Origin of the sequence: Lacticaseibacillus rhamnosus, assembly GCF_900636965.1 — a bacterium.
Lineage (GTDB): Bacteria > Bacillota > Bacilli > Lactobacillales > Lactobacillaceae > Lacticaseibacillus > Lacticaseibacillus rhamnosus.
In genome coordinates, this window is record NZ_LR134331.1 from 1,919,116 (window position 1) to 1,931,187 (window position 12,072).

Sequence of the window (12,072 nt, forward strand, 5' to 3'; positions counted from 1 at the left end):
TTTGTCAACAGCTCAAATTGTGCTAGCCTACCAACTCACGGCGGCACGTTAATTGATTAGGGGGCGAAAGGATCATGTGCCTTAATTATGAGTAGGATCAAATGTCAGTGAAACTTTTTGAACCGGCACATCATAAAACGGATCTTCACGCCGGCCTAAAAAGTCTTTTGCCTGATCAGGGAAGAGCGCATAACTCAAGACATCTTCTTCTGAATGGGCATATTCGGCAATAGCTTTACGAAATGTCGGTAGTTGCGGCTCAATCAGGTCTGCCGGTCGCGTGGTGATAACCGGCGCGTCACCAATAATTTTCTTTTTCATCTCAGGGGAAATTGGCACAGGCGGCCGACCATAAAGTCCGCGAACATAGTCTTTGATTTCTTTAGGGATCAGCTTATACCGCTCTCCGCTCATCACATTCATCAAGCTTTGCGTACCAACCATTTGTGACAATGGGGTAACCAACGGCGGATAACCCAAGTCAGCCCGAACGCGGGGCACTTCTTTTAAAACATCCCCATATAAGGCCTCTTGCCCCTGATCTTTCAATTGCGCCAACAAGTTAGAAAGCATCCCGCCTGGCACTTGGTAAATCAGTGACTTTGGTTCAACATCTTTAACGCGGGGATTTAGCTGCCCGGCATCACGGAATTGATCGCGAATCGGTGCAAAATAGCTGGCAATGTCACTGACTTCGGCTAGTTTGACATCAGTCGGGTAGCCTAAGTCCTGCAAAGCTACGAGCATTGATTCGGTTGCCGGCTGACTGGTACCGCCAGCAAATGGGGAAACCGCCGTATCAATAATATCAGCACCTGCGCGCACTGCCTCAAGATACGTCATTTCAGCCATTCCCGCAGTCGCATGCGTATGGACCTCTAGCGGAACCGTAATTTCCTGCTTAATGCCGCTTACAAGATCAAAGGCTTTCTGCGGGGTTAAAATGCCGGCCATGTCTTTAATGGCAATGGAGTCAGCGCCCATGTCTGCCATTTCTTTTGCCAGCTTGATGAAATAGTCAATCGTATGGAAATCACTGGTGGTATAACTAATCGCCAGCTGTGCGTGGCCACCCGCTTGCTTGGTAGCTTCCAGTGCGGTTTTCAAATTACGTGTATCATTTAACGCATCAAAAATACGAATGATGTCAATACCGTTTTCAACTGATTTCGTGACAAAATCGGCGACGACATCATCAGCATAGTTCTTATAACCAAGCAAGTTTTGGCCACGCAGCAACATCTGCAACTTAGTGTGCTTGACGGCTTGACGAATTTTCCGCAGTCGCTCCCACGGGTCTTCGTTTAAATAACGCAAGCAAGCATCAAACGTAGCGCCACCCCACATCTCCAATGCGTGGTAGCCGGCCGCATCCATTTTATCCAAAATTGGCAAAATATCGCTTGATGGCATCCGGGTAGCGATCAGGCTTTGCTGACCATCACGCAAAACTGTTTCCATGAATTGGACTTTTTGTTTAGCCATGTGTGGTCCAACCCTCCTTTATGATTGCTTCAACTGCCGCTTGAACCTCAGGCAATCCGTGTCGACGTGAGCGCGCACAGGCTTTGGCGTCCCCGCCACAAACCAAGCAGGCTCGCGGAGGTAACTTAAAATCGGTGCGCGAAACCTGATGCAGTTCTTCACCTTGCAACGTGACCACATCCAAATCCAGTAAGTCACAAAAGCGTTGTTGCTGTTCAAATCCGATCATTCGGCGCTTTAAACTAACCGGGTCCATGTGCACCGCCAAGTAAGCTTCAGGGCCAGTTGGTAACGATTCGATTTGCATGCCTTGCACGTTTGGTTGTAATTGATCCTGCAAGGCTTGCATCGCAGCTGTAAACACTGTAACGACGCGTTTTCCGGTTTTGACCGGTCCCGGAATCCGCAACGTCACGTGTAATAGCGTCGTGTCCGGATTTGCCTTTAACCAGTCATACTCCTTGGTCATACGCGCGTCTTTGGCAGCCAACATTTGCCCTAAGTCAACTTGGGGGCCATCCAAAACTGACAATTTAAACATTGTGCACCACATCGATTAAGGTACCATCACGATATTCAATCAAAGCAACTACCTTGTCGCCATATTGAATAGGTGCAGGTGTGCCTGTGATTTGATAAGCCATGTTTTTGAGTGCTTCAATCGAAAATTGTGGCACCTTCAAATCCTTAAACATTTCAATCAGATCTGACCGGGCCGGGTTAATGGCCACGCCCACTTCCGTCACAACAACATCAACACTGGCTCCCGGAGTCACAACGGTATTCACATTTTCGACAATCGTTGGGATGCGTCCACGAACCAGCGGCGCAATGACCATGCTCATCTTGCAGGCGGCACTCGTGTCACTGTGGCCACCGGATGCGCCACGGATCACGCCATCGGAACCGGTAATCACATTGACGTTAAAGTCCGTGTCGATTTCCAACGCTGACAAAATAGCGATATCAAGCTGATTAATGACCGCGCCTTTGCTCAACGGTGACGCATACATGTTGGCATCAATTTCATAGTGATCAGCATTTTCACCAAGGGAGACTGCGGATGGGTGATCGAAATCCTGCACATCAATTACCTTCTCAACGAGTCCTTCTTTCAACAATTCAACCATGGAGTTGGTAATCCCGCCCAAGGCAAAACTTGCTTTGATATGTTGCTGCAACATCGCCTCACGCAAGAAGCGGGCTACGGCCAACGAAGAGCCGCCTGTACCGGTTTGGAAGGAAAAGCCATTTTTGAAGTAGGCAGATTTCGTGATCACTTCAGCTGCATATTCGGCAATCTTTAATTCCTTAGGGTTCTTCGTAAAGCGGGTGGCACCTTTGGCAATACCGGTTGGGTCGCCAATCGCATCTACTTGGACCACATAGTCGACATCTGTTTGGGGAATACTGATCGGCGTGTTGGGATATGGCATTAGGCTGTCGGTAATGGCAACCACTTGATCGGCATACTTGGCATCAATCATGGCATAACCTAAGGAACCACAAGTCGCTTTGCCTTTGGTACCGTTAATATTGCCGTATTCGTCACTACTTGGTGCGCCCAAGAACGCCACATCGATATGAATATCGCCACGAGCAATAGCACGAGCCCGTCCGCCATGAGAACGAATGACGACCGGATTCTTCATGATCCCGCTGGAAATAGCCGCGCCGACTTTATCCCGCAAACCGGAACTGGTGATGTTGGTGACCACGCCATTTTTAATGTGTTCAATCAACGGTTCATGGACATTGGCAATTGAACTAGGTGCAATCGACAGGTTTTTGATCCCCATTTTAGCGATTTCAGCCAGTACCATGTTCATCACATAGTCACCTTCGCGGAAATGATGGTGAAATGAAATGGTCATCCCGTCTTTTAGGCCGGTTGCGACAATGGCATCATGAATTGACGCCACTAGTTTACTGTGATCAGGCTTGACGGGTTTAATGTGGCGCGCATGTTCATCATAAGGTTGAATATTGGCAAACTCGCCACCGTAAACGCCATATTGATCGGCATATGGCTCCGAGATTTCACGATTAAGCTTATTCTTGACCATCAGTCTACCTCCATTCCTGACGCCTTAGCGAGCGCAATCGTATATTGAGCACGCTCTACCACTGGCTTGTCAACCATCTGACCATTGACCGAAACCACGCCGGCCCCTTTTGCTTCTGCTTCTTTTAGTCCGGCAACAATTTCCCGAGCCTTTTGAACCTCAGCCAAAGCAGGCGCAAACACACTGTTAATGACCGGAATCTGCCGCGGATTAATCACGGATTTACCATCAAAGCCGAGTTGCTTAATCAGCTCGGTTTCATGACGCAGACCTTCTTCGTTGTCAACCTGCGTGTAAACCGTGTCGATTGCGGAAATGCCGGCTTCACGGGCAGCATGCAAAATGAAGTTGCGGGCAAATGACAACTCGGCTCCGTCAGCGGAACGATGGGTATGCTGACTGGTTAGATAGTCTTCGGCGCCAAGTGCAATCCCGATCATTCGTGGGGATGCCTGGGCAATTTCCCGGGCATTCAATACCCCTTCTGCCGATTCGATGGCGGCCATCATATGGGTCGTGCCGTTTTTGATACCGTATTTTGCTTCAACTGCCGTAATGACCGCATCCACGTCAATAATGTCCTGCGCCGTTTCGGTTTTTGGCAGCCGAATCACATTGATACCGCCAAGCACCATTGCCTCAACATCCTGATCGCCGCCTGCATCCAAGGCATTCACCCGGACAACGGTTTCAACACTACTGTAATCAAAAGTTTTCAATGCAGAATAGACCAGCATTCGCGCGGTATCTTTTTCTTTTAACGAAACCGCATCTTCAAGGTCAAACATGATGGCGTCTGCCCCATAAATCGGCGCATCACGGAGCATGCCCGGATTAGCGCCCGGAACAAACATCATGGTTCTTCTTAATTTATCCATGCGTTGATCTCCTCCCAGTCAAATGTCTTGTTATCGGCAGCACGGTAAGCCGCCGCAATGGTACGTGCTTTGATCGTACAATCCAGTGCACCTTTGTCATTGGCTTCAACCGCAACGTTTTCGATCGCCAGTTTTGCAAGTGTTGCTTTGATGACCGCGCGAATTTGTTCGCCAAATTGCTTTTCAACACTGCTTTGCAACTGAATCGTGATACCGTCAGCGGCTGGTGCAAGCGTGATTTGAATATCACTTGACTCCAGTGTCCCAGCCGTACCGGGATGATTAATTTTCATGGGTTGATCGCTCCTTTATTTCTGTATAAACCTCTGGATAAACGAGTTGTTGCACCGTTTTCCAATCCTGTTGTGCAATCGCCGCCCGAACCCGCGTGGCACTGACAACTTCGCCAGCAATCTGCAAGCGCGGAACAACAATCAGTTCGATAGTGTCACCAAAAGTGGCGGCTAATTGGCGATTGTAAATAGCGGTCACGGGTGACAATGGCTCTTCACCGACATAACGCCGGGTAATGTCTAAAATGGGGGCAATTCGCTGTTTAAAAAGCGCAGCATCCAATCCGGCTTGAGCAGACGCAATTGCCGCATCCGCCTGATCCTTGAGAAAATAACTCGGAAACGTGGTATTCGACACCATGTAATCAGCGGTTGGCAACACCACGACATTCGCCCAGCGTGAGGCGATTTTTTTTACGAGGCCCAAGCGTTCGGCAGCGGTGAAAAGCGAGCGTTCGGCTGACAGCACAAAGACGTAAACCACGGCATTGTCCCTAGCTGCCTGCTCAATCAGATACGCATGACCGCGGGTAACCGGATTAGCGTTCATCACAATTGCCGCAACCGGCTGTCCTGAGTGCTGATGCTGCTCCAACAATGCCGTGTAGTCAGCAAAATTAGGATAACCACGTTCGAGCAAAACCACCGTGTCTGTTGCCACTAACTGCTTAAAGCCTAACGATTCAAAAAACTTTTTCGTGCTTGGCTTGGTATAGACAAAACTATGCGTGATCGCCTCATCATCCAGCCGATCCAACAGTGCCTGAATAATCTGTGCCAATAGATTTTCATGCTGAGCATCTGGTGACACCGCAACCTCTTTAATGATGTTGCCAGCTAATGAACCGGTTGCTAATAACGCACCATCTTCGAAAATACCAACTGTAAAATCAACGTGTTCATCCGGCGTCAATTCAGCCGCACGTAAAAGCGTTTGCCAAGCTGTTTTTTCTTGCGGATTCAGGTCAAACCAAATACGTTTTAACGTTGCCATCTTACTTCGCCGCTTTATCGGCTGGCGCAAACTTAAGCAATAATTTGGCCACAATGTAGATAATGAACAAAACGATAAACACGCCGCCCATACCGACCAACATCAATTCACCAGCCTGTTCAACTGCTGTGGGATCAAACTTCATGGTAAAAACCTCCTAGTAAAGTGAGCGTGAGCTGGTGCGGGTTGACTTCCGCACTTACAAACCACATCAAGCGCCAAAGAATGACAACAATAGCCCACCAGCAATCACTGAGCCAATTTGACCAGAAACATTGGCACCGACTGCATACATTAAGACAAAGTTCTGCGGATCTTCGTCAGTGGCCATTTTCTGAATCACGCGACTCGACATCGGAAAGGCTGAAATACCGGCCGCACCGATCATTGGATTGATTTTTTCTTTTCGGAAAAGATTCAACAGCTTAGCAAAAAGAACGCCGCCAACCGAATCCATAATGAAGGCAAACAAACCAAACGCAATAATCATCAATGTTTGAATATTTAAGAACTGATCTGCCTGCAATTTAACGGAAATGGTTAAGCCCAAGAGAATGGAGACGATGTTGACCAATTCATTCTGCGCTGTGTTGGAAAGCCGATCCAACACGCCACATTCCCGCAGCAGATTGCCAAACATCAGGAAACCAACCAATGGCAGTGAAATCGGTGCAATGAAGCCAGCGATGACGGTGATGATAATCGGAAACAGAATTTTAGTCGTCTTGGACACGCCTTCTGCCTTATACGTCATCCGAATGCGGCGTTCATGCTTGGTTGTGACTGCTTTGATGGCCATGGGTTGAATAATCGGCACCAATGCCATGTACGAATAAGCCGCCACTGTGATGGCCCCCAACAGATTCGGCGCCAACTGGTTTGAAACAAAAATGGATGTCGGACCATCGGCAGCCCCGATGATCCCGATTGAAGCAGCCTCTTTAATGTTGAAGCCGAAGAATACTGCAACAAAAACGGTAGCGAAAATACCAAACTGTGCCGCCGCTCCGAAAAGCAGCATAAACGGATTTTGTAATAACGGGCCAAAATCAATCATGGCGCCAATCCCAATGAAAATCAGCAATGGGAAAAGTTCGGTGTTAATGCCGGCCTTGAATAAAACATCCAGCACCCCTTCTGCCTTGGTGCCGCCGACAACTTGCGTTAAAACGCCGGTTCCGGGAAAATTCACCAAAATGGCGCCCAGTCCCATCGGAACCAATAAGGTCGGTTCATATTCTTTCTTGATTCCCAGATACATCAGGAGTGCACCGATCAACATCATCGCGATTTGACCTAATGTGATAGTGGTGATTCCGTGAATGAGCGCTTCCATAAGCTTCCTCCTCCCTAAATAATGCTAATAAGACCGTCACCGGAATTGACACTTTGATTTAGCGTTGCGATAATATCGCCCACCGTCCCGGCTTTAGGCGCGACGATTTCGTTTTCCATTTTCATCGCTTCTAATATCATCAAGGGTTGGTTTTCGGTGACTGCATCACCACTTTTAACCAAAACCTTGGTAACCGTGCCTGGCATCGGTGCCGTGACCACTTCACCTTCTCCGCTTGCCGCTGCCGGCGTTGCTGGGGCGGGTGTTGGTGCTGCCGGTGCCGGCGCTGGTGTTTCAGCTGCAGGTGTTGGTGCCGCAGCCGGTGCTGGCGTCGGAGCCGCGGCAGCCGGTGTCCCGCCGATTTCTTCCATTTCGACCAAATAGGTTTTCCCATCGATCGTTATCTTGAACTTTCTCAACATCTTCTTCAGTCCACCTTTTTCTTAATTGACTTGACCACGTACTGAGCATCGCCATCACCAGCAGCAATCGCACTGGCAATTAAACCCACACGCTTAGCTTCGGGATTTTCAACGTACAGATGTTTCAACACCAGCTTTGCATCAGGTGCCGAATCCGCAGTAACCGCCGCGGCAATTAGGCTGGCAGTTAACTCGGTTTTAGGATCAACCTCCAAAAAGTTCGGCACCGTTTCCCATTGTGTTGTTTCGACCGGAGCCGCTACTTTCTTCGTTGTCGGTTCAACCGGTGTCTGCGGCGGCTGCTTTTTACGATGCAACCATCCAAACATAACATCACCTCTTCTCTTAAAGTGAGCGTGAGTCAGCGCGGGTAGAAGTCGGAGTGTAAGTGGCCTTAGACGTGATGGCCGGGCTTTGGCCATTGCGGCTAAGGTCCTTACACGCAGACTTCTGCGCTGATGAACGCGTTATGGTGAGCGTGAGTCAGCGCGGGTAGAAGTCGGAGTGTAAGTGGCCTTAGACGTGATGGCTGGGCTTTGGCCATTGCGGCTAAGGTCCTTACACGCAGACTTCTGCGCTGATGAACGCGTTAAAGTGAGCGTGAGTCAGCCCGCTTGCGAACGCGCGTTATTAAATAGCGCAACCCGCATAACTTTGATAGATCTATCATACGGGGAAAAGCCAATCACAATTGGCTTTTCGGTGTCTTTTTTCGGTTAAATGCTATTTTTGCGGCAGGTAAAATGGCACGTGGCCAAAGAGCATAACCGTCACCACAAAAATTGCAAACACGCCTAATGCATATTTTCCGGCTTCGCGTTGCCACTTACCCATATCCAAACCGGTTAGCCGCAGTAAGAGGTAGATGAAGGCAACCAATGGCGACAGTAAGTGGAATGCCTGACCCATTAATGAAGCCAATGCCATTTGCATGTTAGTAAACCCATAGGCACGGCCGGCAGTTGCCAAAACCGGCATAACGCCGAAGTAAAAACCATCGTTACTTAAGAAGAATGTCCCTGGCGCCGAAATCAATGCGATCACGAGCCCCCAGAAGCCAGCCATGGAATTTGGAATGATCGCGGTAAAGCTCTTAGCCAACGCTTCTGCCATCCCGGTTCCTTGGAACAGACCCATGAAGACCCCGGCTGCAAACACCAGAATAACCACTTGCACGGCATCGCCACCATTAGCGCCGATCCGCTTGCTTTGGTCGCCTAACTTAGGATAGTTTGCCATCAATGCGATACAGGTTCCGACCAAGAACAGCAACAATGGCGGCATTGCAATGGCTTTAATAAAGGAACTTGCCACCAACCAGGCAATCAGAACAATCGTCAAAATACCGTTAAACAGGAACATATTCGGGCGGCGAATTTCAGAAACTTCCGGATCCACTACCGATGTCATTTCGTCAATTTCTTCATCGGTTAATTCCCGAACTCCCAAGCGTTTCCGTTCTGCGCGACCCATGTGCGGTGCCACATAGAAGATCACATAAGCCAGTGCCAAAATCATCCCTGGCAACAGGTAGGTCAAAATATCCGCATCAACTTTTAAAACTGCCATTGCCCGTGCAGTTGGCCCACCCCAAGGCAACAGGTTCATGATGGTATTTTGCAGAATAATCAAAACACCCAGGTTCATCATATTCATGTTGAGCTTCTTATAAATCGGAATAAATGCCGAGCAACAAATCAAAGTAGTGGTCGTGCCGTCCCCGTTGAGTGAAACGGCCATCGCAACAATTGCGGTTGCCATCAGCACTTTCATTGGGTCGCCTTTTGCAATCTTGATCATGCGTGCCGTAATCGGATCAAACAAACCGGCGTCAAGCATAATGGAGAAATAAAGAATGGCGAATAAGAGCATGATCCCGGTGTTAGCAGTCGTCGTCAGACCTTTTAACACGAAATCGCCTATCGTTCCTTTCTTTGCCACGCCAGCCACCATTGCAATAATCGCAAATAATAGCGGGATCATAACCAAGGAAGTAAACGGTGAAAGTTTCTTAGTCATGATGACGTACATGAAGACAATGATCATGGCATAAGCAATGACGGTGAGTAACATAGTCCCAACCTCTTTTCATAAGTTTTTATCGCTGCCCTCATATTACGTGATATTCGTCACTAAATGGCGGTTTTTGCCCGTTTAGAACACGAAAAGAACAATCGTCGTTTGACCGCAAAAATAAATTTCCCCAAAAAGAAAGCGCCCTCATTGGCTTAAAATTCGCTTTTAAGTCAATGAGGGCACTTTAGCAAAGGTGTGCAGATTAGTTTGAAAAGAGGCTATAATAATTGTTACATAGTTCACATTCGACTAATACAGAAACAAAATTCTGTATCAGTCTACCAGTCCTGGAAGCGTTCTTCTTCCAACTTTTTCAATAACTGGTTGAAATTTTCGCGCGATGGACTATGACTCAGTGTTTCTTCCTGAAGCTCGTTAAACCGCTCTGCTAAGTAGTAAGCGGTCAGATAAAGTGTTAGCTTCCGTTTAACAATTGTTTCCGGATCTTTGTCATCGGGTACCTGGTGTGAACCAACAACAAGATTAGCGAACTGTTTCGGATTTAACCGTAAATCATCCGGCGAATCAGCCTTCATAATATAACCCCCCTTTTCTTAAGTATGCCTAATACTAACATAAAAAAAGAACGCTTCTTGAGAAAAAACGTTCATTCTCGGTCAACCCGATGTGGGCATTCGGGTTAGGAACTTTGGTAAAATTTTTCCAGTTAGCCAAACCCGACTACCAGTGGGGTAAAAAAGTGCGCCCGCCGTGAATGCTGCTAATGCGTCAATTCGAAAAATAACCGGGTGCGCATCATGGCGCGACCCGACTTGTTTAGCCATGTCAAGATCACTAGACAGATGGACAAAATCACGATTCATCGGCCGCAACCCCTCACTTTCAATCATGATGGCCGCCTGATGGGAAGTCCCATGATACAACCAAGTAGGTGGTTTGCTGGCGGGCATTAGCGGTAAAACCGGAACACTATGACCATATACTGCCCGAATCCTATTATCTTCAAGCGCGAATCGCCGCTTATCGCTTTGACGCATCATGGCAGCCAGTACCTGTCGATCTAAATGCACTTGATAATGCGCGTTAAACCGTTGGATCAAGGTGTCCAGATCCACGCGGCCATATGCATCAAGTTTTAAGCCGAGTCTTTCCGGATGATGGCGTAAAATAAAACTGAGAAGCTTACTGATCTTCACAAGTTGTTTCTCCATTGCTATATACCCCATTTTCACAAAATCCAATGAGACTAAAGGAAGGATCACCTTGAAACTTAATTTTTCCGCTGCACGCATGTCCGATCTTGATGCAATCATGCGAATTGAACATGCCGGATTCACCCCGCAAGAAGCGGCCAGCCGTATCAGCATGGCGGCGCGCATTACGAACTATCCCGATACCTTTATTGTCGCCCGGGTTGCAAATACCATTGTGGGTTATGTTGTGGGTCCAGCCACTTTCAAGCCTACAATCACAGATGATCTTTTTACGGATAGTCAGCCTAATCAGCCCGCTGCCCCTTACCTTGCGATTCTCAGCTTAGCCGTGGCCCCAAACATGCAACACCATGGGATCGGCCGTCAACTACTAGCTAAGCTGACTCAAGTTGCTCAATTGCAAAAACGCACTGCGCTCACTTTAACCTGCCTATCACGCCTTATCCCTTTTTATGAGCATGTCGGCTTTCATAATGACGGTCTTGCAGCTTCCACCCATGCCGGTGAAGTCTGGTTCAATATGTCAAAACCAGTCAAGCCCGTCGCAAAAATCTAGGTTGCTAACTTTGATGCAGATGCTGTCGCAAAACCGGTGCTGTTTCGTTGACTAAAAAAAGCGACCCGTCAGCCTGCGCCGCCAAACTAGCGCCCAAATCACCTAAGTCAAACGGCTCAAAACCAATTGCCCAGATTAACGCCGCCACTTGCTTCTTAGCCTGAGGATCGTCACCGGCATAAGGCAGCGCAATGCGATCCACCGACCGATTGGGACGTGCCAGCTGTGCAAATACCGCCATTTCAATTGAATTAAAGGCTTTGACAACGCGGTGTGAATGAAAATGTTCCGCGACCATTTGTGACGTTGCTTTTTGATGACATTCAATCTCGGGAATCCGTTCATCCCGATCCGGAAAGTAATTGGTTGCATCCACAATAATCGGATCATTTCCGGTTGGTAACGGTAACGCTTTGATCGCAAAAAACGGCACCGCCAACACGACTAAATCCTGCGCCTCTGCCTGCTCAACTGTACCTGCTGCTGCCCCCAAAACGCGTGCCAAATCATCTAATGCATCCACCGAACCGCGATGAGCCAGCATGACGGTATTCCCCGCCCGCACAAAAAGCTGCGTCAAAACCTGACCAACATAACCTGCACCAATCATCCCGATTTTCATTCATCATCACACACCTTCATTATTCATTAATTATATCGCGCCATTGCTTTTTGAGGCAAATAAGCTTTTATATCCTTGTTATGCGTGCAGATATTACATCTTTTATAATTATTTAATTTAGCAGACAGACTGGGCCAGTTGTCTCTTTTCCACTATTATGGTTTACAAA

General features: G+C 48.1%; 15 protein-coding genes. 1 reads left to right on the plus strand and 14 read right to left on the minus strand.

Annotated elements, in window-relative coordinates; translation table 11 throughout:
* Positions 1–81: 81 nt before the first annotated feature.
* The 13 genes from EL173_RS09765 to EL173_RS09835 all read right to left on the minus strand — a co-directional run bounded on the left by EL173_RS09765 (position 82) and on the right by EL173_RS09835 (position 10,722).
* Complete coding sequence (locus tag EL173_RS09765) at positions 82–1,485, minus strand: oxaloacetate decarboxylase subunit alpha (RefSeq protein ID WP_005692999.1); 1,404 nt, start codon at positions 1,483–1,485, stop codon at positions 82–84.
* Complete coding sequence (citX, locus tag EL173_RS09770) at positions 1,478–2,026, minus strand: citrate lyase holo-[acyl-carrier protein] synthase (RefSeq protein ID WP_005686029.1); 549 nt, start codon at positions 2,024–2,026, stop codon at positions 1,478–1,480. Before citX ends, EL173_RS09765 begins: the two co-directional genes overlap by 8 nt.
* Positions 2,019–3,551: a citrate lyase subunit alpha gene (gene citF / locus EL173_RS09775; RefSeq protein WP_005692998.1), complete on the minus strand. Its 1,533-nt coding sequence runs from the start codon at positions 3,549–3,551 to the stop codon at positions 2,019–2,021. Before citF ends, citX begins: the two co-directional genes overlap by 8 nt.
* The gene (locus EL173_RS09780) at positions 3,551–4,429 is read right to left on the minus strand and encodes an aldolase/citrate lyase family protein (protein WP_014571422.1); all 879 of its coding nucleotides are present in this window, start codon (positions 4,427–4,429) and stop codon (positions 3,551–3,553) included. Before EL173_RS09780 ends, citF begins: the two co-directional genes overlap by 1 nt.
* A complete protein-coding gene (citD, locus tag EL173_RS09785) occupies positions 4,417–4,722 on the minus strand; it encodes a citrate lyase acyl carrier protein (RefSeq protein ID WP_005686024.1) in 306 nt (101 codons plus the stop codon). The genes EL173_RS09780 and citD overlap by 13 nt, the downstream gene beginning before the upstream one ends.
* Positions 4,712–5,716: a [citrate (pro-3S)-lyase] ligase gene (gene citC, locus EL173_RS09790; RefSeq protein ID WP_005692996.1), complete on the minus strand. Its 1,005-nt coding sequence runs from the start codon at positions 5,714–5,716 to the stop codon at positions 4,712–4,714. The genes citD and citC overlap by 11 nt, the downstream gene beginning before the upstream one ends.
* A 1-nt stretch (position 5,717) precedes the next feature.
* Complete coding sequence (locus EL173_RS09795) at positions 5,718–5,861, minus strand: OadG-related small transporter subunit (RefSeq protein ID WP_005686020.1); 144 nt, start codon at positions 5,859–5,861, stop codon at positions 5,718–5,720.
* Between the two features lie 66 nt (positions 5,862–5,927).
* Positions 5,928–7,052 (minus strand): sodium ion-translocating decarboxylase subunit beta, encoded by a 1,125-nt coding sequence (locus tag EL173_RS09800; RefSeq protein WP_005686017.1) that lies wholly within the window; start codon positions 7,050–7,052, stop codon positions 5,928–5,930.
* A 14-nt stretch (positions 7,053–7,066) separates the two neighbouring features.
* Positions 7,067–7,474 carry an acetyl-CoA carboxylase biotin carboxyl carrier protein subunit gene (locus EL173_RS09805; protein WP_005692993.1) on the minus strand — a complete coding sequence of 136 codons (408 nt, stop codon included), beginning with the start codon at positions 7,472–7,474 and terminating at the stop codon, positions 7,067–7,069.
* Between the two features lie 5 nt (positions 7,475–7,479).
* A complete protein-coding gene (locus EL173_RS09810) occupies positions 7,480–7,803 on the minus strand; it encodes a hypothetical protein (RefSeq protein WP_014571423.1) in 324 nt (107 codons plus the stop codon).
* A gap of 394 nt (positions 7,804–8,197) precedes the next feature.
* Positions 8,198–9,547 (minus strand): CitMHS family transporter, encoded by a 1,350-nt coding sequence (locus EL173_RS09825; RefSeq protein ID WP_005686012.1) that lies wholly within the window; start codon positions 9,545–9,547, stop codon positions 8,198–8,200.
* Between the two features lie 281 nt (positions 9,548–9,828).
* Positions 9,829–10,086, minus strand: a complete 258-nt coding sequence (locus EL173_RS09830; RefSeq protein ID WP_005686010.1) for a hypothetical protein — start codon at positions 10,084–10,086, stop codon at positions 9,829–9,831.
* Between the two features lie 81 nt (positions 10,087–10,167).
* Positions 10,168–10,722: an RNA 2'-phosphotransferase gene (locus EL173_RS09835; RefSeq protein ID WP_015764554.1), complete on the minus strand. Its 555-nt coding sequence runs from the start codon at positions 10,720–10,722 to the stop codon at positions 10,168–10,170.
* A 52-nt stretch (positions 10,723–10,774) separates the two neighbouring features.
* Between EL173_RS09835 and EL173_RS09840 the strand changes: the two genes are divergently transcribed.
* Entirely contained in the window at positions 10,775–11,281 is a 507-nt protein-coding gene (locus EL173_RS09840; protein ID WP_005692987.1) for a GNAT family N-acetyltransferase, read from the plus strand.
* A gap of 4 nt (positions 11,282–11,285) precedes the next feature.
* On the opposite strand, the gene EL173_RS09845 is transcribed toward EL173_RS09840, so the two are convergent.
* Entirely contained in the window at positions 11,286–11,903 is a 618-nt protein-coding gene (locus EL173_RS09845; protein ID WP_064522070.1) for an NADPH-dependent F420 reductase, read from the minus strand.
* Positions 11,904–12,072 lie beyond the last annotated feature (169 nt).

Coding starts and splice junctions, on each gene's coding strand:
- EL173_RS09805 (WP_005692993.1), bottom strand. CDS start 7,474: ATGTTGAGAAAGTTCAAGATAACGATCGATGGGAAAACCTATTTGGTC.
- EL173_RS09800 (WP_005686017.1), bottom strand. CDS start 7,052: ATGGAAGCGCTCATTCACGGAATCACCACTATCACATTAGGTCAAATC.
- EL173_RS09795 (WP_005686020.1), bottom strand. CDS start 5,861: ATGAAGTTTGATCCCACAGCAGTTGAACAGGCTGGTGAATTGATGTTG.
- citF (WP_005692998.1), bottom strand. CDS start 3,551: ATGGTCAAGAATAAGCTTAATCGTGAAATCTCGGAGCCATATGCCGAT.
- EL173_RS09765 (WP_005692999.1), bottom strand. CDS start 1,485: ATGGCTAAACAAAAAGTCCAATTCATGGAAACAGTTTTGCGTGATGGT.
- EL173_RS09830 (WP_005686010.1), bottom strand. CDS start 10,086: ATGAAGGCTGATTCGCCGGATGATTTACGGTTAAATCCGAAACAGTTC.
- EL173_RS09810 (WP_014571423.1), bottom strand. CDS start 7,803: ATGTTTGGATGGTTGCATCGTAAAAAGCAGCCGCCGCAGACACCGGTT.
- EL173_RS09845 (WP_064522070.1), bottom strand. CDS start 11,903: ATGAAAATCGGGATGATTGGTGCAGGTTATGTTGGTCAGGTTTTGACG.
- citD (WP_005686024.1), bottom strand. CDS start 4,722: ATGAAAATTAATCATCCCGGTACGGCTGGGACACTGGAGTCAAGTGAT.
- citC (WP_005692996.1), bottom strand. CDS start 5,716: ATGGCAACGTTAAAACGTATTTGGTTTGACCTGAATCCGCAAGAAAAA.
- citX (WP_005686029.1), bottom strand. CDS start 2,026: ATGTTTAAATTGTCAGTTTTGGATGGCCCCCAAGTTGACTTAGGGCAA.
- EL173_RS09825 (WP_005686012.1), bottom strand. CDS start 9,547: ATGTTACTCACCGTCATTGCTTATGCCATGATCATTGTCTTCATGTAC.
- EL173_RS09780 (WP_014571422.1), bottom strand. CDS start 4,429: ATGGATAAATTAAGAAGAACCATGATGTTTGTTCCGGGCGCTAATCCG.
- EL173_RS09835 (WP_015764554.1), bottom strand. CDS start 10,722: ATGGAGAAACAACTTGTGAAGATCAGTAAGCTTCTCAGTTTTATTTTA.